The organism is Tetragenococcus muriaticus DSM 15685 (genome assembly GCF_000423785.1).
Classification (GTDB): domain Bacteria; phylum Bacillota; class Bacilli; order Lactobacillales; family Enterococcaceae; genus Tetragenococcus; species Tetragenococcus muriaticus.
Map to the genome: position 1 here is coordinate 131,217 of NZ_AUIQ01000001.1, position 24,665 is coordinate 155,881.

At 35.8% G+C, this 24,665-nt stretch carries 26 protein-coding genes and 1 pseudogene; 10 read left to right on the top strand and 17 right to left on the bottom strand.

Annotated elements, in window-relative coordinates; genetic code table 11:
* Positions 1 to 56 precede the first annotated feature (56 nt).
* The 3 genes from G577_RS0100615 (at position 57) to G577_RS0100625 (ending at position 3,661) form a co-directional block, all read left to right on the top strand.
* Positions 57 to 1,769 carry a catalase gene (locus G577_RS0100615; RefSeq protein ID WP_028789464.1) on the top strand — a complete coding sequence of 571 codons (1,713 nt, stop codon included), beginning with the start codon at positions 57 to 59 and terminating at the stop codon, positions 1,767 to 1,769.
* A gap of 159 nt (positions 1,770 to 1,928) precedes the next feature.
* Positions 1,929 to 2,891 carry a D-2-hydroxyacid dehydrogenase gene (locus tag G577_RS0100620; RefSeq protein ID WP_028789465.1) on the top strand — a complete coding sequence of 321 codons (963 nt, stop codon included), beginning with the start codon at positions 1,929 to 1,931 and terminating at the stop codon, positions 2,889 to 2,891.
* A 302-nt stretch (positions 2,892 to 3,193) separates the two neighbouring features.
* The gene (locus G577_RS0100625; protein WP_028789466.1) at positions 3,194 to 3,661 is read left to right on the top strand and encodes a YbaK/EbsC family protein; all 468 of its coding nucleotides are present in this window, start codon (positions 3,194 to 3,196) and stop codon (positions 3,659 to 3,661) included.
* Positions 3,662 to 3,749: 88 nt separating this feature from the next.
* Here the strand turns inward: G577_RS0100625 and G577_RS11670 are convergent, their stop codons facing one another.
* Together G577_RS11670 and G577_RS0100630 are read right to left on the bottom strand one after the other, a co-directional pair.
* The gene (locus tag G577_RS11670; RefSeq protein WP_081930185.1) at positions 3,750 to 3,938 is read right to left on the bottom strand and encodes a type II toxin-antitoxin system RelE/ParE family toxin; all 189 of its coding nucleotides are present in this window, start codon (positions 3,936 to 3,938) and stop codon (positions 3,750 to 3,752) included.
* Positions 3,939 to 4,015: 77 nt separating this feature from the next.
* Positions 4,016 to 4,291 (bottom strand): type II toxin-antitoxin system RelB/DinJ family antitoxin, encoded by a 276-nt coding sequence (locus G577_RS0100630; protein WP_028789467.1) that lies wholly within the window; start codon positions 4,289 to 4,291, stop codon positions 4,016 to 4,018.
* A 143-nt stretch (positions 4,292 to 4,434) separates the two neighbouring features.
* Between G577_RS0100630 and G577_RS0100635 the strand changes: the two genes are divergently transcribed.
* The 5 genes from G577_RS0100635 to G577_RS0100655 all read left to right on the top strand — a co-directional run bounded on the left by G577_RS0100635 (position 4,435) and on the right by G577_RS0100655 (position 6,802).
* A complete protein-coding gene (locus G577_RS0100635; protein ID WP_028789468.1) occupies positions 4,435 to 4,659 on the top strand; it encodes a DUF2829 domain-containing protein in 225 nt (74 codons plus the stop codon).
* Entirely contained in the window at positions 4,656 to 5,396 is a 741-nt protein-coding gene (locus G577_RS0100640; protein WP_028789469.1) for a 3-oxoacyl-ACP reductase, read from the top strand. Before G577_RS0100635 ends, G577_RS0100640 begins: the two co-directional genes overlap by 4 nt.
* Positions 5,397 to 5,517: 121 nt before the next feature.
* Positions 5,518 to 6,027, top strand: coding sequence for a QueT transporter family protein (locus G577_RS0100645; RefSeq protein WP_028789470.1), 510 nt, complete (start codon positions 5,518 to 5,520; stop codon positions 6,025 to 6,027).
* Positions 6,028 to 6,244: 217 nt separating this feature from the next.
* Positions 6,245 to 6,529, top strand: coding sequence for a type II toxin-antitoxin system RelB/DinJ family antitoxin (locus G577_RS0100650; RefSeq protein WP_051176571.1), 285 nt, complete (start codon positions 6,245 to 6,247; stop codon positions 6,527 to 6,529).
* Positions 6,530 to 6,532: 3 nt separating this feature from the next.
* The gene (locus G577_RS0100655; protein ID WP_028789472.1) at positions 6,533 to 6,802 is read left to right on the top strand and encodes a type II toxin-antitoxin system YafQ family toxin; all 270 of its coding nucleotides are present in this window, start codon (positions 6,533 to 6,535) and stop codon (positions 6,800 to 6,802) included.
* 256 nt (positions 6,803 to 7,058) lie between these two features.
* Here the strand turns inward: G577_RS0100655 and G577_RS0100660 are convergent, their stop codons facing one another.
* Positions 7,059 to 7,238 (bottom strand): hypothetical protein, encoded by a 180-nt coding sequence (locus G577_RS0100660; RefSeq protein ID WP_028789473.1) that lies wholly within the window; start codon positions 7,236 to 7,238, stop codon positions 7,059 to 7,061.
* A gap of 140 nt (positions 7,239 to 7,378) precedes the next feature.
* On the opposite strand from G577_RS0100660, the gene G577_RS0100665 reads away from it, so the two are divergent.
* Positions 7,379 to 8,644, top strand: a complete 1,266-nt coding sequence (locus G577_RS0100665) for a cytochrome P450 (protein ID WP_038027545.1) — start codon at positions 7,379 to 7,381, stop codon at positions 8,642 to 8,644.
* Between the two features lie 101 nt (positions 8,645 to 8,745).
* Here G577_RS0100665 and G577_RS0100670 read toward each other — a convergent pair whose 3' ends face one another.
* The 14 genes and pseudogenes from G577_RS0100670 to G577_RS0100735 all read right to left on the bottom strand — a co-directional run bounded on the left by G577_RS0100670 (position 8,746) and on the right by G577_RS0100735 (position 22,791).
* Positions 8,746 to 9,594, bottom strand: coding sequence for a DegV family protein (locus G577_RS0100670; protein WP_028789475.1), 849 nt, complete (start codon positions 9,592 to 9,594; stop codon positions 8,746 to 8,748).
* Positions 9,595 to 9,681: 87 nt separating this feature from the next.
* A complete protein-coding gene (locus G577_RS0100675) occupies positions 9,682 to 10,836 on the bottom strand; it encodes an LCP family protein (RefSeq protein ID WP_028789476.1) in 1,155 nt (384 codons plus the stop codon).
* Between the two features lie 127 nt (positions 10,837 to 10,963).
* Positions 10,964 to 11,797, bottom strand: coding sequence for a prephenate dehydratase (gene pheA / locus G577_RS0100680; protein WP_028789477.1), 834 nt, complete (start codon positions 11,795 to 11,797; stop codon positions 10,964 to 10,966).
* A complete protein-coding gene (locus G577_RS0100685; protein WP_028789478.1) occupies positions 11,798 to 12,199 on the bottom strand; it encodes a shikimate kinase in 402 nt (133 codons plus the stop codon).
* A 2-nt stretch (positions 12,200 to 12,201) separates the two neighbouring features.
* Positions 12,202 to 13,485 (bottom strand): 3-phosphoshikimate 1-carboxyvinyltransferase, encoded by a 1,284-nt coding sequence (aroA, locus tag G577_RS0100690; protein WP_028789479.1) that lies wholly within the window; start codon positions 13,483 to 13,485, stop codon positions 12,202 to 12,204.
* A gap of 9 nt (positions 13,486 to 13,494) precedes the next feature.
* Positions 13,495 to 14,592 carry a prephenate dehydrogenase gene (locus tag G577_RS0100695; RefSeq protein ID WP_028789480.1) on the bottom strand — a complete coding sequence of 366 codons (1,098 nt, stop codon included), beginning with the start codon at positions 14,590 to 14,592 and terminating at the stop codon, positions 13,495 to 13,497.
* Positions 14,593 to 14,604: 12 nt separating this feature from the next.
* On the bottom strand, positions 14,605 to 15,771 hold the full coding sequence (gene aroC / locus G577_RS0100700; protein WP_028789481.1) for a chorismate synthase: 1,167 nt from the start codon (positions 15,769 to 15,771) through the stop codon (positions 14,605 to 14,607).
* A gap of 27 nt (positions 15,772 to 15,798) precedes the next feature.
* Positions 15,799 to 16,866, bottom strand: a complete 1,068-nt coding sequence (gene aroB / locus G577_RS0100705; RefSeq protein WP_155988465.1) for a 3-dehydroquinate synthase — start codon at positions 16,864 to 16,866, stop codon at positions 15,799 to 15,801.
* Positions 16,863 to 17,909: pseudogene (aroF, locus tag G577_RS10815) on the bottom strand (3-deoxy-7-phosphoheptulonate synthase). The gene aroB and the pseudogene aroF overlap by 4 nt, the downstream one beginning before the upstream one ends.
* Positions 17,910 to 17,974: 65 nt before the next feature.
* Positions 17,975 to 18,844 carry a shikimate dehydrogenase gene (aroE, locus tag G577_RS0100715; protein ID WP_028789483.1) on the bottom strand — a complete coding sequence of 290 codons (870 nt, stop codon included), beginning with the start codon at positions 18,842 to 18,844 and terminating at the stop codon, positions 17,975 to 17,977.
* 363 nt (positions 18,845 to 19,207) lie between these two features.
* Positions 19,208 to 19,972: an ABC transporter ATP-binding protein gene (locus G577_RS0100720; protein WP_028789484.1), complete on the bottom strand. Its 765-nt coding sequence runs from the start codon at positions 19,970 to 19,972 to the stop codon at positions 19,208 to 19,210.
* Positions 19,969 to 20,856 carry an ABC transporter permease gene (locus G577_RS0100725; protein WP_028789485.1) on the bottom strand — a complete coding sequence of 296 codons (888 nt, stop codon included), beginning with the start codon at positions 20,854 to 20,856 and terminating at the stop codon, positions 19,969 to 19,971. The genes G577_RS0100720 and G577_RS0100725 overlap by 4 nt, the downstream gene beginning before the upstream one ends.
* Complete coding sequence (gene trpX / locus G577_RS0100730) at positions 20,853 to 21,872, bottom strand: tryptophan ABC transporter substrate-binding protein (protein ID WP_028789486.1); 1,020 nt, start codon at positions 21,870 to 21,872, stop codon at positions 20,853 to 20,855. The genes G577_RS0100725 and trpX overlap by 4 nt, the downstream gene beginning before the upstream one ends.
* 352 nt (positions 21,873 to 22,224) lie before the next feature.
* Positions 22,225 to 22,791, bottom strand: a complete 567-nt coding sequence (locus G577_RS0100735) for a hypothetical protein (RefSeq protein WP_028789487.1) — start codon at positions 22,789 to 22,791, stop codon at positions 22,225 to 22,227.
* A 157-nt stretch (positions 22,792 to 22,948) separates the two neighbouring features.
* Here G577_RS0100735 and G577_RS0100740 point away from each other — a divergent pair, with 157 nt between their 5' ends.
* Positions 22,949 to 24,655 (top strand): NFACT RNA binding domain-containing protein, encoded by a 1,707-nt coding sequence (locus tag G577_RS0100740; protein WP_028789488.1) that lies wholly within the window; start codon positions 22,949 to 22,951, stop codon positions 24,653 to 24,655.
* The last annotated feature ends 10 nt before the right edge of the window (positions 24,656 to 24,665 follow it).

The following is a 24,665-nucleotide window of genomic DNA, read 5'->3' on the forward strand; positions in this document are numbered from 1 at the left end:
CAGTGGATAAAAAAACGCGGATAATATATTTATACGAGAAAAAAGGAGATTTTTATATGGAAAAAGACCCTATGGCTAAAAATGGGTTAGATTCTTATCAAAGTAGTCGTAACCAAAATGTTGGTAACAATCCAGAATTACAAACAAATGCTGGAGCTCCAGTTTTCAACAATGACAATACGATGACAGCAGGTCAACGTGGTCCTAGTATGTTACAAGACGTTTGGCTATTAGAAAAGCTTGCCGATTTTAATCGTGAAGTCATTCCTGAACGTCGTATGCATGCCAAAGGATCAGGCGCTTTTGGAACCTTTACAGTAACACACGATATTACTAAATATACCAAAGCCAGCATTTTTTCCGAAATAGGTAAAAAAACCGAAATGTTTGCTCGTTTTTCCACTGTTGCTGGTGAGCGTGGTGCTGCAGACGCTGAACGTGATATCCGTGGTTTTGCTTTAAAATTTTATACAGAAGAAGGGAATTGGGATTTAGTTGGAAATAATACCCCCGTGTTTTTCCATAGAGATCCAAAACACTTTATTGATTTAAATCGTGCGATTAAAAGAGACCCACACACCAATATGAGAAGTCCTAACAATAATTGGGATTTTTGGACATCATTGCCAGAGTCGTTGCATCAAGTAACCATTACTATGAGTGACAGGGGAATACCTTCTTCTTATCGCTTTATGCATGGTTTTAGTTCTCATGCTTATAGTATGGTTAATGCAGATAATGAACGTGTATGGGTACAATTTCATTTTCGTTCTCAGCAAGGGATACAGAATTTAACAGACCAGGAAGCAGAAATTGTTAATGCGAATACTCGTGAATCTCATCAAGCGGATTTGTATAATGCGATTGAACAAGGCAAATATCCCAAATGGAAAATGTATATTCAAGTGATGACAGAAGAGGAAGCTGATCAATTAGACTATAATCCTTTTGACCTGACAAAGGTTTGGTACAAAGAAGATTTTCCCTTCATCGAAGTAGGAGAATTCGAATTAAATAAAAATCCAGAGAATTACTTCCAAGATGTGGAAGAAGCATCGTTCAACCCTGCAGCACAAGTACCTGGGATTGGTATTTCTCCAGACCGCATGCTACAAACTCGCGTTTTCGCCTATCAAGATGCAGCACGCTATCGGGTTGGTGTAAATCATCATCAAATACCCGTTAATTCTCCTAGAGGAGTGAAAAATCCTCATCCTTATAGTCGCGACGGACAAGGACGTATGGATGGAAATCTTGGTAGTGAAGTTCATTATACGCCTAATAGCTACGGAAATTATACAGATCATAAATCCATGGAGTATCCACCAATGCAGGGTGGAAATGTACAAAATTTTGATTTTAGAGAAGACGATCATGATTATTATACTCAGCCTGGTATGCTTTTCCGTAAAATGACGAAAGAACAACAACTTGTACTATTTGAAAATACTGCTCGTAATATGGGAGATAGTACGTTACAAATTAAGCATCGTCATATCAATAATTGTTATCAAGCAGATCCTAATTATGGCGCAGGCGTTGCTAAAGCATTAGGAATCGACCTAAAAGATGTTGATTTAACACCAACGCCTCGTGATTCGGAACAAGCCAATGATGAAGCAAATGCTCGTGGGTATGAGACTTTAAACGTACCAACAGAACCTGCTACGCCAGAAACTGCAAAAGATTTGGGACCTGAAGGGCGCGATACAAACATTGAGGACCCTTCCTATTTGGCCGATCCAATGAATGATCCATTTTTATTATAATATGAAATAATTTTTGAAAAAGTATAGGAGCTAATAAAATAGCGCCTATACTTTTTTATCCATTTCTAAATGCGCCTCTTAGTTGTTAGAAAAGGAATAATTATAATGTTATGATTTAAAGAAGAATAAAATTAATATAACATTGGGAGGTATTGATGAATGAAAATTGTCATTTTAGACGGATACGCTTTAAATCCTGGGGACATTGATTGGGGACCATTAAAGGAAATAGGTGAATGCGAGATATATGATAGAACATCATTTAATGATAAAGAAGAAATTTTGGAACGGATCGGTGATGCGCGAATCGTTTTGACGAATAAGACGCCTTTAGATGAAGGAGTTCTTAACACGGCACCTAATTTACAATATATAGGTATCTTAGCTACTGGTTATAATATCATCGATATTGATGCAGCAGCTAAAGCTGGAATTACAGTAACTAACGTTCCGGCATACGGAACAGAGGCTGTAGCTCAGTTCACATTTGCTTTGTTGTTGGAAATCACAAGTCAAGTCGGCTTACACAACCGTTTAGTACATGAAGGACAATGGTCGCGCAATCCTGATTTTAGTTTCTTTGCTACACCACTGACAGAACTTCAAGGAAAAACGCTAGGGCTTGTTGGGTTTGGGCGAATTGCACAAAAAGTTGCTGAAATTGGCCATGCATTTGGAATGAAAGTCATCTTTTATAACCATCGTCCTAGAGATAATAAAGCTGAATGGTTACAACAAGTTAGCTTAAATGAGCTATTAAGTCAGTCTGACGTCGTTAGCTTACATGTACCACAAACTCCTGATACAAAAGAGTTGATCAATAGTTCTTCACTACAAAAAATGAAGAATACTGCCATTTTGATTAATACTGCACGTGGTGGTTTGATCAATGAAGCAGACCTTGCTGAGGCCTTGAATACTGAACAGCTTTCTGCTGCAGCAATGGACGTAGCACAATATGAGCCAATCAATGAAGATAGTCCGTTACTAACAGCTAAGCATTGTTACATTACACCACACATAGCCTGGGCGCCACAGGAAACAAGGAAACGATTATTAGATATTGTCGTTGATAATTTAACAGAATTTTTAGCTGGACGAAAGCAAAATACAGTCACATAACTAGAAAGCAGCTTTAAATAACTATATTTTTCAACATTACCAATAATATTGGGTATAAAGGGAAACTTCATTCAATTCAGAAACGAAAAGTTCCTATTGAATGAAGTTTTTTATCTTATTTGAGCAAAAATAAAATTTTTGGAAAAAAGAAAATAATTTGAAATTGAATTGCAGATATTTTTATTGTAATGTAGTCATTAAGTTAAATTTGAATGATTGTAAGTAGAGGAGTGGAGTTAGTGTCATTGCTCCTAATTTGCTTTAATAAAATAGGACAAGATGATGAAAGGTAGGAATGTTTTATGTCTTTAGAGCGCGTAAAAGAATATTTTTCCACACTAGAAATGGAAAATCGAGTGAAAATTTTGACTGGATCTAGTGCAACAGTAGATCAAGCAGCCCAAGTATTAGGTTGTTTACCCGAAAAAATTGCAAAAACGATGTCATTTACATTGAATGAAAGGCAAAATATTCTTATTGTGATGGCAGGAGATGCTAGAATTGATAATAAAAAGTATAAATCCTTTTTTGGGAAAAGAGCAAAAATGATTCCTAAAGATTTTGTCGAACAAGCTATTGGGCATTCACCTGGTGGCGTATGTCCTTTTGCGATAAAACCTAATGTGGATGTCTACTTAGACGAATCACTAAGAGATTTTGACTGGATCTATCCTGCAGCCGGAGATAGCCAAAGCGCGGTGGAATTAACACCTAACGAATTAGAAAAATATTCGTCTGCAAAAGATTGGGTGGATGTCGCAAAAGATTGAAAACAAATCACCATTTTGTAATAGATTGACAAAGGAACAAAAATAAAAAACAAAGTAGACAATGAATTAATGTTTATTGACTACTTTGCTATAATAATTCATCATGTTTGCCGGTGCGGGTGAGAGTAAGGGTAAGTTTATTACTGTCAATCCTATAAATGAGCAGCCAATCTTTTTCAATATGCAGTTCACGGAAGCCTTGCCACTTCCCCGTCAGCGCGTGGTCCTTGTAAATTCTAGTAAGTTCACTTTGACGTCTATGAATTAGCAATTCCATAACCTGTTCAAATTTTTTTGGATTATAATGTTTTTTTTAGTATCTTTTTATAATCTCTTTTAAAAAGTGGTGTGTACCTAATCTTCAGCATTTAAACTCTCCATAAGTTCTTTTACTGTATCAAAAATTTCAAGATTGTCTGAATTTGCTTCCTGTCTAGCTTGAATATTATCAGGATTTTCTAAATGAGGTTGGAAAGGTATGCTGTTTTCTCTTACAGACTGTTTAAGGAAAATAGTGACGGCAGTTGTTAAGTCCATACCTAGCTCATTGTAAACTTCTTTAGCTTGTTCTTTTAGTTCCTCGTCAATACGAATGCTTAAACGGGTATCATTATGGTTTTTATCGCTCATATTGATCACTCCTTTTATTGATAATTCTATTATACATCACTGCACCACCAATGTATATACATTGGTCACATACGATTTGTTAGAATGGGTGCTTCTTTAGTTTGTTTTATGTTACAACTAGTAAAAAAATGGAGGAATAACAAATGACATTTGAAGAAATTTTACCAAAGTTAAAGCAAGGAGAAAAAATTATTCGCGAGGGTTGGAGTGGTTTTGAATTATACGTGATTCTGGTTTCAGATGAAGAATACGATGGTTGTCCAGTGACCCCTTATTTTTTGATTAAAACATCTGATGAGGGATTTTCAATCTTTCTACCAACTGTTTGTGATCTTTTAGCAGAGGATTGGAGAGTAGTAAAAGCATGAGTGAGTTTCAAGATAAAGTTGTTTTTATTACAGGCGCTGCTTCAGGAATCGGTTATGCACAAGCGAGCGCATTTTTAGAAGCTGGTAGTTTTGTATTTGGTGTAGATATTCAAACGGATTTCGGTAAATTGAGTGATAATCCGCATTTTCAATCTTTTTCTGGAGACCTAACCCAAGTAAATATTTGTCAAGAAGCGGTTTTAGTTTGTCAGCAGTACTTCGGCGATATTGAGATTCTATTGAATACTGCTGGAATTTTAGATGCCTATCAAACAATTGAAGAAACTGATATCAACTTGTGGCAAAAAGTTCTAACAACTAATTTAACAAGTATGTTTGTCATAACTAAAGAAATCATTCCACAGATGGTAAAAAAATCTTCTGGAACGATTATTAACATCGCATCAATAGCAAGTTTTGTTGCTGGAGGTGGAGGTATTGCCTATACTTCAGCTAAACATGCAATTGCTGGCTTTACGAAACAATTAGCCTTAGATTATGCAGAGAAAGGAATTCATATCAATGGCATTGCGCCAGGAGCAATTCAAACGCCAATGAACGCTGCAGATTTCGAAGGCGACGGTACGATGGCCCAATGGGTAGCTGACGAAACGCCGACTAAACGTTGGGCACGACCAGAAGAAATTGCGTCAGTGACACTATTTTTAGCCAGCGAAAGCTCTCGTTATATGCAGGGAACGATTCTGCCAGTTGACGGTGGTTGGTTGTTAAAATAAAAACAGCTTGCAAATTGAGCCTTTTTCGTTATCATGGAACTAGTGGTTTTCCACACTGTGACACTTCAATCCTTTGGTCGCAGTTATTACCAAGGCAAGCCCTTGCAAAGGAGAAAAAGAAATGAATAAAGAAAAAGCACATTCAGTTACTCACTGGACAACACAAGAAGTAGCCAAAATGGCATTGGTAACAAGTTTATACGTAGTCGTAACAGTTGCATTGTCTGTTATTAGTTTTGGTGCAGTGCAAATTCGGCTATCAGAGATGTTCAATTTTTTAGCGTTGTACAATAAACAGTATATTTGGGCAGTTACATTAGATGTTGCTATCGCTAATTTCTCCTCGCCGAATGGCTTATTAGATATTGTTGTTGGAAGTGTAAGCACTTTTTTAGTACTGGTCATTAACCACCAGTTAACAAAACGTCTTCAAAATATGAAATATAAAATGATCGTTACTACCGTTGTCTTTGCACTTTCAATGTTTACAGTTGCTGGACAATTAACGTTCTTGTATGATTTACCGTTCTTTTATAATTGGTTAATTATCGGCATTGGTGAATTGCTTTCAATGACGGTGGGTGGCATTATTATTTATTTTATCGGAAAAAAAGTCGATTTAACGAAATAACTTCTTTGTTGAAATAAGGGAAAGATGTTGATGATACTATAATGTACTAAGCTTAATACTCTCTATTGTTTGTTTAGCATATTTTTAAGATCTAGCGTTCCAAAAGGTGGATAGAGAAAGGTTTTAGGTGATAGAAATAGATTATAAAATGATTACAGTTTGCAATTTGCTTGCAGTTTGCAGTCGTTTGTAATATAATCTATTTGAGGTGATAAATATGAGTAAAAGTCTAAAAGAAAAAAATGAAAATAAAGTTGTCCAAGCTCGCATAAATAAAGAGTTGGTTGATGAAGCAGAAGATATTTTTAATGATTTAGGTATTGATCGTTCGACTGCAATGAGAATTTTTTATCAACAAGTTGTTTGGAATAACGGTCTGCCTTTTGAAATGAAACGTCCTGAGGTTCCTAATGAAGAGACAGTTAAAGCGTTAGAAGAAGATTTAACTAATGCTTCTTCTTATTCTAGCTCTGAAGAATTGTGGAAAGAATTAGGAATTTAGTATATGTTAAAAACTAAGGCTATTAATAGGTTTAAAAAGGATGTTAAGTTGTGTTCTAAACGAGGTTTGGATATGCGAAAATTAAAGTATGTTGTTAACTGTTTAGAAAATAAACAAAAATTAGACGTAAAGTATAAAAATCATATCTTAAGCGGACGTTATGATGGAAGTATGGAATGTCATATTCAGCCTGATTGGTTGTTGATTTATGAAATTGATGAAGAGTATCTTTATTTGTTACGAACAGGAACGCATTCAGATTTATTTAATTAAATATTGGTTTCAATAAAGCATGTAGGAAAAATTCTTGCATGCTTTTTTATTTTATATAAAAGGAGGAGCGTGAGTTGAATTCTCGAACAATGTAAATTAATTTTTACTATTTTAGTTTACATAATATAGATTATACAAAGTTATGTGTGAATATTTATATTATTAACTTATTCAATTTATACTGTTTTTTTCATAAATTAAGCTTATGGTCCCTCTTTTATATCGAACTAACCTCCATCAATCATTTAAATTCATATTAATAATTCCTATTTATTTTTGTCATATAATAATTTTTAAACTTTTGTCCACGTACCAAGGTGTCCCAATATTCATACTGAGAGGTATTTTCATCTTGAATATGATGAATTTTGTTTGTATAAAAAACAATAACTCCGATGGCACAAAATAAAATAAAATTTCCAATAACATATATCATTTTTCTGCCTCCTCATTCAAATTCAATTATAATAAAAATACACCAAAAGAGAAAGCATAGTAAAATGACAAATGTTTGTTCCATTTTTAAAAATACGTTATACTGAAATTGTAGTTATATTATAAGGAGGAATGACAATAATGGCTTTACAAGAGATCCCTGAAACAAAAGTAAAATTAACCGAATTAAAGGACCTCTACAATTCAGGTTATGAAGTCTTAAGCGAGCTGCGTAAAGAAGTTAATGCTCCTGTTGTAAAAGCTTCACTTTTGAACCAAGAGATTATTGCTATTTACGGACAAGAGGCAGCAAAAAAGTTTTATGACGCTGAAAATTTCAAACGAGATAAAGCTATGCCTACTCCAATTTTAAAAACGCTCCAAGGTGAAGGTGGCGTACAGACATTAGATGGTCAAGAACATTACAAACGTAAAAGCGTATTTATGGATCTAATGACCCCTGATCGAATGGAAGATTACCGCAAAACTTTAGAAGAAACATTGACTCAAGAATTAGATGCACAAACTGGTCAATTTGAACTATATCATTTAACCAAAAATGTCCTTTTTAAAGCAATTTGTAAATGGGCCGGTGTTAACTTAGGACAATATTCGGATGAAGAAATTGACGAGTTAGCTGATACTCAAGTTGATATGTTTGAAGGAACTGTAAATTCAGTAAGTGAACATGTACAAGGCTTAGAAGGACGCAAAAAAGCTGAAAAATGGGCGCAAGATTTGTTTGCTGAAGCTCGCAATAATCCAGTTCCTGGTAAAGAAAATGTTCCTTTGTATGCTTTTGCTGAAGCAACAGATGTTGATGGCAATCGACTACCGCTTAACATTGCTGCAGTGGACTTTTTAAATATCATTCGTCCTACTGTTGCAATCACAGTTTGGGTCAACCTAATAGGCCATGCGTTATTTGGTCCAAATAACGTTTATAAGGAATTAAAACAAAACTTTGACCATTTACAAGATTCTTTTATCCAAGAGACACGTCGTTACTACCCATTTTTCCCAATGGTTCCTGCTATCAGTAAAAGAGAGGTAGACATTGATGGATACGCGGTACCAGAAGGAAGCTGGGTCGTATTAGATCTTTATGGGACAAACCACGACGCTCGTTCAATAGAGGATCCAGAGTCATTTATAGTAAATCGTTATGTAGGACGCACCAAGCAAATCTCCTATGATGAAGAATATGAAATGATCGCTCAAGGGGGCGGAGATTTTCGTGCCATGCACCGTTGTGCTGGCGAATGGATTACCTTGCATACTTTACGTGTTTTTAGTGATAAATTAGTCAATGACTATCAATTCTCTATACCTGAACAAGACTGGACAGTTCCAATGAATAAATTCCCTACTTTCCCAGAAGACAAAGTTTTATTATATAAAGATTAATGAAATGAAAAACGAACGTACAGATATTTTAATTCTGTACGTTCGTTTTATATTATTATTTTTAGTTTACATAATTTTTTTATGGTCGACCCACAATCCTATCACTCAGCACATATAGCAAAACCAAGGGCTTTCTCCCCTAAATGCGTACCAATCACAGGGCCAAAATGGCCAATTTCTACAGTAATATCAGAATAATTCTTTTCTAAACGAGCTTTTTCTTTTTTTGCCAACTCTAAATTATTCCCATGAATGATATACAGTTTCACTGGACGTCCGATTTCTTCTTTACGCTGTCCTATAACTTCTTCACAACGTCGAAGAGCTTTTTTGGTCGATCTTATTTTTTCAAACAATACAATCTTTCCATCTTCAAACGTCAACACTGGCTTTATCTTCAATAACCCGCCAATTAGTGCAGCACCATTTGTCAAACGCCCTCCCCGTACGAGGTTATTTAAATCATCAACAATGAAATAAGCATAAGTACTCGATCGGATCATATCTAAATAAGTCAAGATTTCATCTAATGTTTTTCCAGCATCTAACATATCCAAGCTAGCTTCTACCATGTGCCCCATTGGCATGCTCGTTATTTGTGCATCATATGGAATCACTGTTAATCCTTCTACGCTATCTTTAATGCTATTGAGATTTGTAACATAGCCCGAAATACCAGAGGATAAGTGGATACTTATAATTGTATCATATCCTTTTTCTTTTAAATTCTTATATAAATCTAATGTTTCACCAAAAGTTGGTTGCGACGTTTTGGGAAATTCCTTACTTTTCTTCATTAATTTATAGTATTCATCGGCTTTGATATCAACATCTTCATTATAAACTTTCCCATCTAAAATAACTGGGATAGGAATTACAAATAAATCTTGATGGTCTCTTACTCTCTCTGGTAAGAAAGCCGTACTATCAGTGACAACTGCTAATTTCATCCTTTATCCTCGTTTCAATTTCAAGCATTTTTCACACTTCAACCTTTATCATAGCACAAAAGCCCATTTATTTGGAAGCACTTGTTATTATTTTGCTAGAAAGTTTTGAATCGCTTGTTGGTTTGCTTGTTGATCAAATAATAGGATACTGGATCCATCCAAGTTTTGTCCATTACTCCAAGTATCCTCTGCTGGTACACTCAAACGATCTACCCCTGAAGCACCTTTCATAATAGAAAAGCTATTTTTTACTAGAAAACTTAAAGGAATATCATTTGCTGAATATCCCATTGCCTTTCCCGCAGCATAAGGTAATTTTAATACGGAAATAGGATTTTTGAATTCGCTAAAAATAGCAGAAATGACTTGTTGTTGGCGACGAACTCGTCCAAAATCTCCTTCTTCGTCCATCCGAAAACGAGCATATTGTAGCAGTGTCAGTCCATCCATTTTTTGCGGACCTTCTTCTATTGGAACTTCTAAATTTTCACTCATATCTTTTTCAGCATCAATATCTACGCCATTAGAAAATAAAGTGTCAATGACTTTTTCGAACGTTTCAAAATTAAGCGTCATATAATATTGACAATCAATGCCAAAGTTTTGAGAGATTGTTTGACGTAGAAGATCAGCACCTCCATATGCATAAGAAGCATTAATCTTATTATCTCCTGCACCAGGTATATTAACATAAGTATCTCGCATAAAAGAAATAAGTTTAGGCTCATTCGCTGGTCCGTCTAATTGTAAAACCATTATGGAATCGGCACGCGCGTTGTCTTCTCCACGACTATCATTACCAATTAATAAAATATTGTTTGATCCATCTTCACCTGTGAAACCATTGAAAGTCTCAGCTTCTGGGAAGTTACCCTCCTCTTCTTCACCAACTTTTTGTCCTAAATAAAAAGAGATACCAGAATAAGCGATTAAAAATATTAAGAGTGTAAGAATGAATCGTAGGAAACGATGCTTCTTTTTCTTACGTGGTTTCTTCTTATTTTTTTTAGAACCATTACTAGGAGGCCCCGTTTTTGTGTATTGTTGGTTGCTTGTGTTATAAGTTTGGTCATAATCATCATCTGATTGTTGCCAACCAGCTTGATTACTTGTTCTATCGTCTTGTATATAATCAGGTTCTTCATTGCGTGAGTGTTTCCGCTGTCTGCGAGCAAAAATATTTTCCCTTTCATTTTGGGATTGCTTTTCTTCTTCATGTCTATGTCTATCCATCCGGCTCATTTATTTTCCCCCAAACCGTTATTCATTAATAGCATACAATACTTACATAATAAAGGAAAATAAAAGTGTCAGATCTTTTAAAAACATTTTAACAAAAAATATGCTAAAGATACTTATAACAAGACGCTTAAGTGAATTTATTTATAGGATAAGTTCCGACCCATTGGACTTTAACTTGTAATAACACAATTTCTTTGATTGCATTTTCAATGAGAGTTTCATTTTCTTCCAGTACGATATCAATAATAAAAAAGTATTCTCCTAGGTTAGTTTTTAAAGGCCGTGATTCAATCTTTGAAAGATCAATTTTTCGCCAAGCAAAAGCAGATAATACTTGATGAAGCGCACCAGGTACGTTTGCTGGTAATGTCACAAATAAGGATATTTTTTTCTCTTGGAGATTCATAGTTATTTGACTACTTTTATCAAGACTTAATACCCAAAAACGTGTTTGATTGGTGGCATTATCCTGGATATTTGAAGCTATAATATTTAAATTATATTCTTCTGCCGCTTTTTCAGAAGCAATCGCTAAAAGATTTTCTTCAGGGTGTTCTGCTATATACTGCGCTGCAAAAGTTGTTGAGTTTACAGCTTCCAAGGGAACTTCTGGATAGTAAGTTTTTAAATATTGCTTTGTCTGCGCAAGAGCTTGTGGATGAGAAAGAATTTTTTGTGGTTGCTTTATTGAATTTATACCTATTAATTGTTGTTGTATTGGTAAAATGATTTCTTCTTTCACAGTAACTCCCGATTGCTCAAACAAATAGTCTATCGTTGCACGTACAGAACCTTCCAGTGAATTTTCAATAGGTACTACGGCAAAATCTATAAATTTATTTTCAAGTTGTTCAATTGTTAGTGGAATAGAAGCAAAAGGTACTAGTTTATTTTCTTCAAAAAGCTTGTTTGCTGCCTGAAAAGTAAAAGAATTTTTAGGTCCTAAATAGCCAATTTTCATTTACAATACCTCTACTTTATCTAAAATTTCTTGGACAATTTCTTTCGGTTGTTTTTTGCTTGTCTCAATAATAAATCTTGCACTTTCTTCATATAATGTAACCCGTGGAAGGTAAGTTTCGTGAATCTCATCAGAAGTTTTAGATTCTGCCAAGGGACGTAGGTTTTGTTGATCTGAAGAAATGCGATGGATCAATTCTTCAAAGTCAGTTTTTAAATAGAAGACATTTTCACGAAAAGACTCGCTTCCAAAATATCTAAAATAATCATCAATACTCATTCCTATTTTTTCCACTAAAATTTCATCAAAATCATGTTGTTGAGTATTTAACTCTTGAGCCAAAAGATGTCCAATAGTTGTTTTTCCAGCGCCCATAAAGCCAATTAATATAATATTTTCCATAGTTACTCCGTCCTTTTCACCAACTGCTTGATATCCTGAAAAAAATTAGGGTATGAAATCGCGATTACTTCTGGATTTTCTAGTTGAACCTCTTCCTTACTAATAAGAGCAGCAATTTGTAACATCATTCCAATACGGTGATCTCCATGACTAGAAACTTTTGCTCCATGTAAAGCTGTTTTTCCTTGAATGACTAAACCGTCTTGTGTTGCTTGTATATTAGCTCCCATTTTTTGTAGCTCTTGAGCTGTAGCGTCAATTCGATTGGTTTCTTTTACCTTTAATTCTTGCGCATCTTTTATAATCGTCGTTCCTTGGGCTTGTGTTGCTAATAAAGCAATGACAGGTAATTCATCAATTAAGCGAGGAATCATTGCTCCTTTGATCGTTGCTGCATTTAAACTGGAGGAACTTATGATTAATGTCGCTGATTGATTCATTAAATCATTATCTACAATTTGTATGTTGGCCCCCATCTGCTTCATGACATCGATAATTCCTGTGCGTGTAAAGTTTATCCCAACATTTTTTAAAATAATTTCACTATTAGGTACAATTGCTCCTGCCACTAAAAAGAAAGCAGCAGAGGAAATATCACCAGGAACTGTCATTTCTTGTCCTTTTAATTGCTGAGGACCCTGCAAAAATATGACCTTACCATCTGTTTGAATTTTTCCGCCAAATTGAATAATCATTTCTTCCGTGTGGTTACGAGAAGTTTCTTTTTCAATAATTTTAGTCATGCCCTCAGCCTGCAAAGCGGCAAAAAGAATAGCGGATTTTACCTGTGCGCTAGCAATTGGCATATGATATTCAATTGGAGTTAATTGAGTAGTCCCTTGAATTGTAATTGGTGGAAATTCACTATGAAACGCTCCGGTGATTGTTGCTCCCATTTGGCTTAGTGGGATCATCATTCGCTCCATTGGACGTTTATTTAAAGAAGCATCCCCTTCTAATGTAGTTTCAAAAGTTGTACCTGCAAGAATCCCTAAAAGCAAACGCAACGCCGTACCAGAATTTCCCACATCAATTGTTTGCTTAGCTGGGGATAAACCTTTAGCTCCTACGCCAGTAATCGTGATTGTTTCCCCCTCGTCATAAATAGGCACTCCTAAATCTTTAAAAGCCTGCAATGTATTTAGACAATCCTGTGCCCGTAAGAAATTGGTCACCTTAGTTTCACCTTCAGCAATTGCACCAAACATAATACTACGATGTGCAATTGATTTATCCGCTGGTATGTCAACACTTCCTTGTAGATATTCCGTTTGTATTAATCGCATAGTTCCCTCCTATTGCAAGCGACAATGATAATTTGTTTTATTTTCGATATGTGCCTTTGCTTTTATTAAGTCTTTCTCGTTTTTAAAAGTTAACTGTAAAATGCCGATAATTTCTTCTCGCGTTTCTAAAATTTTAATATTTGTCAAAGAAATGGAAGATTTGGCTAACAAACTGGTAATTTCAGCAATGCTTCCTGGTTTATCCGGGACATCCACAAATAAATCATAAAAAGCCGGAATAGAGCCTTTTTTATTACTAGGAAGATGATCCCGTGTAGCCTTAGCGTGTTCAAAAAAATGATAAAGCTGTTCTGCCTTTTTATTTTTTAACCAGAATGAAAGTTGGGACATTTCCTTTTGCCATTGAGTGAGCATTTGTAATAAAACCTCTCGATTATTTAATAAAATATCTGTCCACATTTGTGGATCAGAAGAAGCAATGCGAGTAATATCGCGAAAACCACCAGCAGCTAATTGCATAGCTCTTGGATGTTGTTGTTTAAAGATCTCTGCTTGGTTGACTAAACCAGAAGCTATGATGTGAGGTAAATGACTTAACATCCCTGTTATTTCATCATGTTCTTTGGGATCTAATAATATATATTTAGCTCGTGTCCCTAAGAATAAATTTTCTAGCTGTTTCATTTGGTCTTTTTGTTCCTCTTTTATCGGTGTAAAAATGTAGTAAGCATTTTCAAACAGGTTTTCATCACATGCGAAAATTCCAGATTTATGAGAACCTGCCATTGGATGACCACCGATAAAATTTAAGTTGTAATATTTTGCTGTATGAACGATTTCCTGTTTAGTACTACTTGTATCTGTAATAATCGTCTCTTTTTTTAAACCTATTTTTGACAATTTTTGTAAATAATATTGTGTAGTATTTACGGGCACAGCCAGTACTATAATGTCACTATTTTGTGCAGTCTCGTCAAAGTTCTTAGGAAGAAGATCAACAACTTTATTTTCTATTGCTATTTTATTTGTATTACGAGAATTATCCCAACCATATATCAAGACATCAGGATGTTCCTTTTTTATACACACGGCTAAAGACGAACCAATTAAGCCAAGTCCTATAATCATAACTGTTTGTTTAGACATAGTGAGAATCTCCTAATAATTTTTTAAATGCTCTTTGTAAATAGCTACTGCTTCTTGTAATTCAGTAAATGAATCACTAGAAAATTTCTCTAAAATTTCTTGAGCAATCACTGTTGCCACCACATTTTCACAAACAACACTAGCTGCTGGTACAGCCGTACTATCAGAGCGCTCTACACTTGCTTTGTAAGGTTGTTTAGTATCAATATCCACACTTTGTAGAGGTTTATACAACGTTGGGATAGGTTTCATTACCCCACGCACAATGATAGGCTCTCCATTAGTCATCCCTCCTTCAAAACCACCTAAGTTATTGGAACGACGTGTGTAACCATTTTCTTCATCCCAAAGAATTTCATCCATCATTTCAGAGCCATGAAGTTTACTAGCTTGAAATCCTACGCCGAATTCTGCACCTTTAAAAGCATTAATACTAACGACTGCTTGGCCAATTTTGGCATCTAATTTCTTATCCCATTGGACATAGCTTCCCAGCCCTGCTGGAATACCCCCTATCAAAACTTCTATAACTCCTCCGATTGTATCGCCGTTTTTCTTTGTTTCATCAATTAAATCACGAATGGGCTGTTCAATTGTCGTATCGACAACTCTCAAATCAGAAGCTTCTGCTTTATCTTTAATTTCCTGAATTGAAATGGCCTCGGGGATCGTTGCCTCAATCCCACCTAATGTACGTACATGGCCTGCAATCTCCATATCAAGTTCTGTTAGCAATTTTTTAGCAACCGCACCAATTGCTGTGCGTAGTGCTGTTTCTCGAGCAGAGGAACGTTCTAACACATTTCGTAAATCTTGTTGATGATATTTCATACCTCCTACTAAATCTGCATGACCAGGACGAGGACGAGAAACGCGGCGCATCTTTTTTTGCTTTTCAGGAACACTTTCTACTCCCATAACTTTTTTCCAATTTTTCCAGTCTTTATTTTCAATAACTAATGTTAAGGGGGAACCTAAAGTTTTTCCATGGCGTAAACCTGAGGTAATTTGAACTTGGTCCGTTTCAATTATCATGCGACCTCCGCGGCCATAACCGACTTGTCTACGAGCAAGCTCGTAATTAATATCTTCAACTGACAAAGGCATACCAGCTGGTAAGCCCTCAATAATTGCAGTTAGTTCCGGTCCGTGAGATTCTCCTGCTGTCATATAGCGCATATTCATTTCTCCTTTTTATCTGATTATTTATGAACTTTGTAAATAGTCTTCAATCGTATCTATATAAATAGGAACAATTTTTGCCTGTCCTATCTTTTCTAATAAAATAATATTTAATTGCCCCTCCCGCACCTTTTTATCGTGGTTAATTGTTTCTTTAATCTGTCTCGGGTTAAAATCAGTCAACGTAGTTGGCAAGTCAAACTTACTTAACATATGTTGTAGCTTTTGTGTGGTATATTTGGGGGTTAGTCCCATTTTTTCAGCCTGCTGCGTTATTTTTATCATACCAATCGCTACACTTTCACCGTGGCTAATCGTGCCATAACCCGCTGTTTTTTCAATGGCATGACCAATCGTATGACCAAAATTTAAAATTAAACGTTGATTTTGATCGAACTCATCTTTTTCTACCACTTGCTGTTTCACTTTTAAAGCCGGAATGATGATCTCTTCAGCGCGCTGTTTCAATTCAGTACTATTTCTTATACGCTCAAGTAACTGCCATAAATCAACATCCGCAATAGCAGCTGCTTTTACAATTTCAGCTACGCCTTCTCTTAAACGTCTTTGAGGCAAAGTATCTAAAACTGCAGGATCAATAAGTACGCCATCTGGTTGATAAAATGTGCCAATTAAGTTTTTAGCTGCCGTCATATTAATAGCAGTTTTACCGCCAATACTTGAATCCACTTGAGCTAATAAGCTTGTTGGAAACTGTAAAAAATGAATTCCACGCATATAAGTAGCAGCCACAAATCCTGCTAAATCCCCAACTACACCTCCACCTAAAGCGATCACTCCATCGTTTTTAGTGAAATGATTTTGGGCTAGTTTACGATAAAGAAAGTCTGTCATTTCTAAAGACTTACTCGTCTCACCACTTGGAATAACCATGACCGTTGTTTGAAACCCATTAGAGTCTAATGACTCTTTTACTTGTTGAGCGTAAATTTGATTGACTGTATTATCAGTAACAAGCGCTACTTTTTGTTTAGCCCAAATACTTTTCACCCAAACACCACTCTGTTTTAAACTGTTACGTTGCACATTTATAGGATACGAATGATCTTTTAGATTTACCGTAATTATCATCTTTCCCTCCTCACTGTGAGCTCTTGTGGTGAAGAAATTTCCTTCATAGCGGAACTTAATACTTGAATTTCTTTCATCATTTGTCTGTAATTTTTTTCATTTAAGGATTGCTGCCCATCGGACCAAGCGTTTTCCGGGTCGGGATGAATCTCAACAATCATACCGTCTGCACCAGCAGCAACACCAGCTCGTGCCATGGGAGGAACTAAATCCCAAACTCCAGTTCCATGGCTTGGGTCAACAATAATTGGAAAGTGGCTCAACTTTTTAATCAAAGGAACTGCACTTAGATCAAAAGTGTTCCGAGTAGCATCTTCAAAAGTCCGAATACCTCGTTCAATGAAAATGACAGGACTTTTACCAGAAACCGCCACATATTCGGCCGCATTAAGCCATTCATTAATAGTACCCGATATCCCCCGTTTTAACCCAACTGGTTTACCGGTTTTTCCCACAGCCGTTAATAATTTAAAGTTTTGCATATTCCGTGCTCCAACTTGTAAAATATCACTATATTGAGCAACGAGATCAATATGTGTTTCATCCATAACTTCGGTGATGACTTTCATGCCAAATTCGTCAGCCGCTTGCCGTAAGTATTTCAATCCCTCTTCTTCCAGTCCTTGAAAAGCGTAGGGTGACGTTCGAGGTTTAAAAGCTCCCCCTCGCAAAATCTGAGCGCCTCCCATTTTAGCAATTTGTGCCGTTTGGCGAATTTGTTCAAGTCCTTCTACTGAGCAAGGGCCTGCCATTGTAATGAAATTGCCATCTCCGATTTTCATCCCTTCTACATCTACAACAGTATTTTGTGGATGAAATTCGCGAGAAGTTAATTTGTACGTATTGGTAATACGGATCGTGGTATCTACTCCTTCATAGCTTCGAAAAGCAATATCTTGGACACTTCGAGTATCTCCAAGTAAACCTAAAACCACTTATTGTTCGCCTTGATTGATTTGAACATCTAATCCAATATCTTTCACTCGATCAATAACGGTCGTTACTTGTTTTTTTGTCGCATTTGGCTTCATAATAATAATCATAGTCTTTCTCCGTTTCTTATATTTTATAAACTGGTCTTTCCTATCAATGATTGAAGACATTTCAATCATTTACCTGTTTCTTCCAAAAGAGGACGTATTTTTTCAACCGGCATCTTTTTATGTGTCCATAATTCAAAAGAAGCAGCACCTTGATATAAAAGCATTCCTATTCCGTTTATCCCCATTGCTTGACGCTTTTTTGCTTGTTTGAGTAAGAAGGTTTCTCTTGGTTGATAAATAGCGTCATAAACAACTAATCCCTTTCGCAAAACAGAAAAATCACTGATTGGACACTCGTCTTCTTGCATGCCAACACTTGTGGCATTGACTAAAATATTTGATTCATCAATAGCTGCTTTTACTAATTTTTCCTCATAAATTTCCGTTAAAGTAACTTTACAATTTGTTTTTTGCTGGATTTCTTTCACTTTTTCTCTCATCTTGTCAAAACGCGGGCCTAGTCGACTAAAAATATGGATGGTTGCCACACCTTCTAAAGCTGCTTGGCAGATCATGGCTGTAGCTGCCCCCCCTGCCCCTAAAATTGTCATAGTTTTTTTCTTATAAGTAACACCTGCGGCTTGTAGACTTCGAATAAAACCTATGCCATCTGTGTTATACCCCAACAACTGTTGGTCACGGTTTACAATCGTATTGGCTGCTCCGATCAAATCACAACTCTGTGTATAGTTATCTAAATATTTCAAAACCTCTGTTTTATTTGGCATCGATATATTAGCGCCTAGCATATCAAAAGTATAAATCGAGTGAATTGCTGCATCTAACTGCTCTTTTTGTATCTCAAAAGCGAGATAAATAGCATTGGTGTGAGTTAATTGCATAGCTAAACTTTGCATTTTAGGTGATAAACTATGTTTAGCTGGATAAGCGAAAAATCCAACTAATTGGGTGCTTCCATTAATTTGTATTTCCATTTTGTCCTCCCTTGCTTTACTTTTAGACATTCAAATCCAGAAAATTAAAAAAGGGTGTTCGCTAAGTCAAAAACTATAGCGAACACCCTTATAAAGTGTAATATCATCAGAAATTTTTACGGCTCGCTATAGATTTTTATTGATCTATGCGGCCTATTTTGTCACTTCAAATTCCTTTAGCCATCATAGATACAAACGCTTGTCGTGTTTGTATCCATGTTTTATGAATACAAACCTATCTAAAATAGCTAAAGTAAAAATTATTCAGTTGTATTTGCGTTGTTTTTATCATAATAATCGCTCCAAACTGAATTGAGATTGATCCTAGTATAGGGAAAGAAAAGTCAACAATTTTTTTAATTTTCAATTGATTTCCTCAAAAAACTGTAGCAAATCTGGCATCGATAGCTTCGCTTTCTCTTCTTCATTTAAGTCTTGCATAATTTCTCCTTTTTGCATCACAATCATGCGATTGCCATATTGTAGCGCGTCCTCCATTCGATGTGTAATCATTAAACAAGTTAATTGTTGTTCTTGAATTCGCTGATCTGTTAACTGCATCAATAACTTTGATGTCTTAGGATCAAGTGCTGCAGTATGTTCATCTAAAAGAAGTAATTGAGGTGTCTGAATCGTTGCCATTAATAAACTCAGCGCTTGTCTTTGTCCACCTGACAAATCACCGGCGGGGGTGTGTAGGTGATTTTCCAAGCCATTTCCAACTTCTTTAGTTATTTGGTAAAAGTGGTCCAAGTTTTGCTTTAACTGACGCAAGCGTAACCGCCGTTTTTTTCCCCGCCCTTTGGCTAATAAAAGATTTTCTGCTACAGTCATTCGTGGTGCTGTTCCCATTTTAGGATCTTGAAAAACACGAGAAATAGAAGATGCTCGATTTTCTTCACTTAATTGGGTCACCTCTTTGTCACCGATAAAAATCTTCCCAGAAGATAATGGCATTGACCCAGAAACAGTATTAAACAAAGTACTCTTTCCTGCTCCATTACCGCCTAATACTGTAATAAAATCATTTTTTTTAATAGACAGATCAATATGATCCAATAAGGTCTTTTTTTCTTTAGGACCATTATTAATTAACTTCGCAGCATTACGCATTTCTAAAACACTCATTTTTCACCCTCGCTTTCAAATCCTGTTTTTAATTGTAGTTTCTCTTTAAACCGTGGAATCAGTAAGCATAAAGCTAATACGATAGAAGAGAACAAGTTGAGATAAGTTGTGTCAAAACCTAAACGAATAATAAGCAAAATTAACAATTGGTAAATGATGCTTCCGATAACAATCGCCACTAAACGTTCAAAAAAAGTGAGTTCTCCATATAAAACTTCTCCAATAATGATGGAAGATAAACCAATAACAATTACCCCAGTGCCCTTATTTACATCTGCATAGCCATCACTTTGAGAAATTAGCGCGCCTGCTAAGGCTATAACACCATTTGATAGTACGATCCCAGTAATTTTCATTCGATCTGTTTTGATACCTAATGATTTAGCCATTGCTTCATTATCCCCTGTTGCGATGTAGCTTTGTCCAAACTCTGTATTAAAGAAAAAGAACAATATCGCAATGATCACAATAACCACTAACAGACCTAAAAATACAATATCAAAGTTTGTAGGTAACCCTATATTTGTAAAAAAGCCCAAGACACTAGACTGATTTAATAAAGATAGATTGGGGGATTGCATAACAAACAACATAACAGAATTTAAAGCAGACATCACAAGAATGCCAGATAGAATGACTGGAATTTTTCCTTTAGTATACAGTAGGGCAGTGACCAATCCTGCACACATACCAGCTAAAACGCCTAAAAGTGTAGCTACAATCGGAGGAATGCCATTTATAATGGCTGTTACACATACTGCTCCCCCTAAGGGAAATGAGCCTTCTGTTGTCATATCTGGGAAATTTAAAATTCGATAAGTCATAAATATTCCCAAACCAAGCACGCTCCATAGTAAACCTTGTCCAATGGATGAAATAATCATTCGTCTTCCTCCTCTACATAAGTGGCATCTTCTGTAATAGAATCTGGTAATTCAATATCTAACTCTTCAGCTTGTTCTTCATTAATAATGACATCGCCTGTATCAAACGTATAAACTGGCGTAGTGTCAGGTTCCGTGTCGCCATCTAGAATATCGGCAACCATTTCTCCAGATTGAACTCCTAAATCGTATTGATTGACGCCAATAGTAGCTAACCCGCCTTGTTCGACCATAGTATCAACCGAAGGAATAATCGGAGTGTCACTTTTATTAGCCTCGTTTACTACTGTAGGCATGGCGTTGGCAATCGTGTTATCTAATGGAACATAAATCATATCGACTTCGTTGGCCATGTTTTGTACTGTTTGTGTAATTTCATTGGTGGAAGGCACTGGATAATCTTCCACTTGAAAACCGGCTTTTTCAGCTTCTTCTGTGGCTTCAGCTACTTGATATTCTGAGTTATCTTCAGTAGAAGAATATAAAATTCCGATGTTGTCAGTTTCTGGTAGCAGTTCTTCTACCAGCTCCATTTGTTGATCAACAGGTGCCTTATCCGAAACTCCAGTGATGTTGCCTCCTGGCTCTTGCATGTCATCGACTAAATTGGCACCTACCGGATCTGTGACAGCTCCTAAAACAGTGGGAATATCTTGAGTTGTATTCGCCAAACTTTGAGCTGCAGGAGTAGCAATGCCTACTAAAGCATCCGGGTCTTGCTGAACTAGCTGTTGACTCATCGTATCTAAATTACTTTGGTCGGCTTGTCCGTTTTGATACTCAATCGTTAAGTTCTCGCCTTGAGTATATCCTGATTCTTCGAGACCGTCTTCCACTCCTCGTCTGATTTCATTTAGAGCCGGATGACTCACATATTGTAATATCCCCACAGTTTTATCCTCTCCATCTGTATTTGCTTCATCAACCGTACTTGTTCTGCCCATCTCAAAAACAAAAGTAATAATAAGTGTGGCAAATATCACGATAACTGTTAAAATAAGACCTCTATTTTTCATCTTCTCTCCTCTTTTCTTACGTATTTTATTGTAAAAGAGCACTATTATCTTTTTCATGCAATAAAAAAAGACAATTGTCTTTGCGGCAACTGTCTTAGTAACAATAAAAGCCGCATAGATCATTTATCTATGCGGCAATTTCATATGTAGTCCGGCATAGATACAAAACTTTAGAGTGCTCTTCTAAAAAGTTGTATCTATAGGAAAAATAAAACCTATCAATACAACGTTTTGTACCAGCTTTGCCAGGTTTGTACTGTTTGCTTTGTGTAAACATTTTGCATGATAGATTCGTCCTTTCTTCCTAATTTTAGCTTATCATAACTGATTTAAATATTTATGTCAATAATTTTTAATCATCTTGTGATTGAATATTCCACATCGGCAAACGATTTAATTCCGGAATAAAATTTTCTTCAGGGTCCTCTATAGACCTTAATGTAAAACGATTCTTCTCTTCTCCGTTTTGAAAAAAAATAAGGGTTACTTCATTTGGGTCTAAATTATACCTTTGTGCAGTTTCGTTTGACCGATAAACAATGGGATAATAGTAAAAGTTTCGATTTAATTCATCATTTTTTTGGTCAATAATTTCCCATACTTGATTCGTATCAGAACGATTCGGCTTGGCAAACATCACAGAAATTGCCTTTGTTTCGATAATGGCCTCGTCTCCTTGATTATAAGAAAGAGGCATAACCTTTTGTGTAGGAAGACTTTCATAAATTAAGCTACTAATTTGTGATGCACGTATTTTTGTATTCATAGTTAGCGCAAAAAAGGTTAAACCTACTATAAAAAAAAGTCCCAGAATCGTAGAAATAATACTTGTTTTTTTATTTGCAAAAATAATATCTGCAAACCTCTGCCATGCGGCTTTTAGCTTGCCTATCAATGTTTTTTTCCACCAACGAATCATAGTCCTGCTACACCTGCTTTAACTCTTGTCATTGTAATTTATACTAGCAATAAATAAACCTTTCCGTCAAGCAAGTTCACAAATCTTCTTATTTTTGTTTTATTTCTTATTATTCGTTATAATAGATAAAGACCAATGGAAGAAATGAGGGGATATCATGTCATTTGATGGTATATTTACCCATTTGATAGTTAAAGAATTAACCGATCAATTACAAAACGGCCGTGTTCAAAAGATCCAACAACCTTACGAACATGAAATTGTATTGATAATAAGAGCCAATCGCCAAAACCATAAATTGTTATTATCTGCTAATCCTAATTATGCTCGAATTCAGTTGACACAAGTACAATACGATAACCCGTCAACCCCTCCAAATTTTGCGCTAATGCTACGAAAATATTTGGAAGGTGCTCACTTACAATCAATTGAACAGGTCAAAAATGATCGCATTGTCTACTTTACCTTTTCTCATCGCGACGAACTAGGTGATTTAGAAAATATCGTGTTAGTTGCTGAGTTAATGGGGCGTCATAGTACGATCTTGTTATTAAACCAATCGAATGGAAAAATTTTAGATGCGGTTAAACATATTGGATTATCTCAAAATACTTATCGCACTCTCCTACCTGGAGCTAAATATATTGCGCCTCCGCAACAAGAGGTTTTAGATCCTTTTACAGCCGATAACACGCAAATTTTTGATCGTATTTCCACTCTCCCTGTTTTGGACGGTAAGGCTCTACAATCTCAATTTCAAGGTTTAGGTCGCGATACAGCAAACGAACTAGCCTTTCGCCTTAACGAAAAGCCAAATGAAAAAATGACCGTTTGGAAAGAATTTTTCACGGAATTAACCCAAAATATACAGCCTACCTATCTTAAAACGGAGAAAAAAGAATTTTTTACACCGATTTTTTATCGTCATCTAGAAACCCAACAGACTAAAGTGAACTCCTATACTACACTAAGTGAACTTTTAGATGCTTACTACTGGGACAAAGCAGAAAGGGATCGTGTAAAAGAGCAAGGAAATGTATTAATTAAAAGAGTCGAAAATGAAATTAAAAGAAATAAAACGAAGCTAAAAAAAAGAGAAAAAACATTAGCTGATTCTAAAAATGCAGAAGAATTTCGCCAAAAAGGAGAACTTTTAACCACGTTTATGAATCAAGTGCCTCGTGGACAAAGCGAAGTTGAGTTGCCTAATTATTATAAAGAAAACCAACCACTGATTATTTCTTTAGATCCTGCTCTTTCGCCAAGCCAAAATGCGCAAAGATATTTTCAACGGTATCAAAAATTGCGAAATGCAGTTAAAGTTGTGGGACAACAAATTCAAGAAACAAAAGATGAATTAACTTATCTGGAGTCGGTAATGGCACAGATTGAACTGGCTTCCCCTAAGGACTTGAAAATTATTCGAGAAGAATTAGTTGCGCAAGGATACATCAAAGCTCAAAAGAAAAAACGAAAAAAGCAAGAAAAAAGATCACAACCAGAACATTTTACTGCTTCGGATGGCACCTCTATTTTAGTCGGAAAAAACAATTTACAAAACGATCGTTTAACAATGAAGACAGCTAAAAAAACAGACTATTGGCTGCATGTACAAAATATTCCAGGCTCTCATGTTATTGTTCAAAGCTCTGAACCTACAGAAGAAACAATTGAAGAAGCAGCTAAATTAGCCGCTTATTTTTCCAAATATCGTTTTTCTTCTTCAGTTCCAGTAGATCTCGTTCAAGTAAAACATATTCGAAAACCTAATGGCGCTAAACCTGGGTTTGTCATTTATGAAAATCAAACAACCTATTTTGTCACTCCTAGTAAACAAGATACAGAACAATTACAAAAAACTTAAAAAAGAGAGC

Excerpts from the sequence above, each read along its gene's own strand:
- G577_RS0100685 (WP_028789478.1), bottom strand. The coding sequence starts at position 12,199 with ATGGAAAATATTATATTAATTGGCTTTATGGGCGCTGGAAAAACAACT.
- aroE (WP_028789483.1), bottom strand. The coding sequence starts at position 18,844 with ATGGAAATACAAATTAATGGAAGCACCCAATTAGTTGGATTTTTCGCT.
- G577_RS0100695 (WP_028789480.1), bottom strand. The coding sequence starts at position 14,592 with ATGTCTAAACAAACAGTTATGATTATAGGACTTGGCTTAATTGGTTCG.
- G577_RS0100670 (WP_028789475.1), bottom strand. The coding sequence starts at position 9,594 with ATGAAATTAGCAGTTGTCACTGATAGTACGGCTTTCTTACCAGAGAGA.
- G577_RS0100655 (WP_028789472.1), top strand. The coding sequence starts at position 6,533 with ATGTTAAAAACTAAGGCTATTAATAGGTTTAAAAAGGATGTTAAGTTG.
- aroC (WP_028789481.1), bottom strand. The coding sequence starts at position 15,771 with ATGCGCTATATGACAGCAGGAGAATCTCACGGACCGGAACTAACTGCA.
- G577_RS0100625 (WP_028789466.1), top strand. The coding sequence starts at position 3,194 with ATGTCTTTAGAGCGCGTAAAAGAATATTTTTCCACACTAGAAATGGAA.
- G577_RS0100630 (WP_028789467.1), bottom strand. The coding sequence starts at position 4,291 with ATGAGCGATAAAAACCATAATGATACCCGTTTAAGCATTCGTATTGAC.
- G577_RS0100720 (WP_028789484.1), bottom strand. The coding sequence starts at position 19,972 with ATGAGTGTTTTAGAAATGCGTAATGCTGCGAAGTTAATTAATAATGGT.
- G577_RS0100675 (WP_028789476.1), bottom strand. The coding sequence starts at position 10,836 with ATGAGCCGGATGGATAGACATAGACATGAAGAAGAAAAGCAATCCCAA.
- aroB (WP_155988465.1), bottom strand. The coding sequence starts at position 16,866 with ATGATAATTACGGTAAATCTAAAAGATCATTCGTATCCTATAAATGTG.
- G577_RS0100735 (WP_028789487.1), bottom strand. The coding sequence starts at position 22,791 with ATGATTCGTTGGTGGAAAAAAACATTGATAGGCAAGCTAAAAGCCGCA.
- G577_RS0100650 (WP_051176571.1), top strand. The coding sequence starts at position 6,245 with ATGAGTAAAAGTCTAAAAGAAAAAAATGAAAATAAAGTTGTCCAAGCT.
- aroA (WP_028789479.1), bottom strand. The coding sequence starts at position 13,485 with ATGCGATTAATACAAACGGAATATCTACAAGGAAGTGTTGACATACCA.
- pheA (WP_028789477.1), bottom strand. The coding sequence starts at position 11,797 with ATGAAAATTGGCTATTTAGGACCTAAAAATTCTTTTACTTTTCAGGCA.
- G577_RS0100725 (WP_028789485.1), bottom strand. The coding sequence starts at position 20,856 with ATGATTATTTCATCCATTGGACAAGGTTTACTATGGAGCGTGCTTGGT.
- G577_RS0100635 (WP_028789468.1), top strand. The coding sequence starts at position 4,435 with ATGACATTTGAAGAAATTTTACCAAAGTTAAAGCAAGGAGAAAAAATT.
- G577_RS0100620 (WP_028789465.1), top strand. The coding sequence starts at position 1,929 with ATGAAAATTGTCATTTTAGACGGATACGCTTTAAATCCTGGGGACATT.
- G577_RS0100660 (WP_028789473.1), bottom strand. The coding sequence starts at position 7,238 with ATGATATATGTTATTGGAAATTTTATTTTATTTTGTGCCATCGGAGTT.
- G577_RS0100740 (WP_028789488.1), top strand. The coding sequence starts at position 22,949 with ATGTCATTTGATGGTATATTTACCCATTTGATAGTTAAAGAATTAACC.
- G577_RS0100615 (WP_028789464.1), top strand. The coding sequence starts at position 57 with ATGGAAAAAGACCCTATGGCTAAAAATGGGTTAGATTCTTATCAAAGT.
- G577_RS0100640 (WP_028789469.1), top strand. The coding sequence starts at position 4,656 with ATGAGTGAGTTTCAAGATAAAGTTGTTTTTATTACAGGCGCTGCTTCA.
- trpX (WP_028789486.1), bottom strand. The coding sequence starts at position 21,872 with ATGAAAAATAGAGGTCTTATTTTAACAGTTATCGTGATATTTGCCACA.
- G577_RS11670 (WP_081930185.1), bottom strand. The coding sequence starts at position 3,938 with ATGGAATTGCTAATTCATAGACGTCAAAGTGAACTTACTAGAATTTAC.
- G577_RS0100665 (WP_038027545.1), top strand. The coding sequence starts at position 7,379 with ATGGCTTTACAAGAGATCCCTGAAACAAAAGTAAAATTAACCGAATTA.
- G577_RS0100645 (WP_028789470.1), top strand. The coding sequence starts at position 5,518 with ATGAATAAAGAAAAAGCACATTCAGTTACTCACTGGACAACACAAGAA.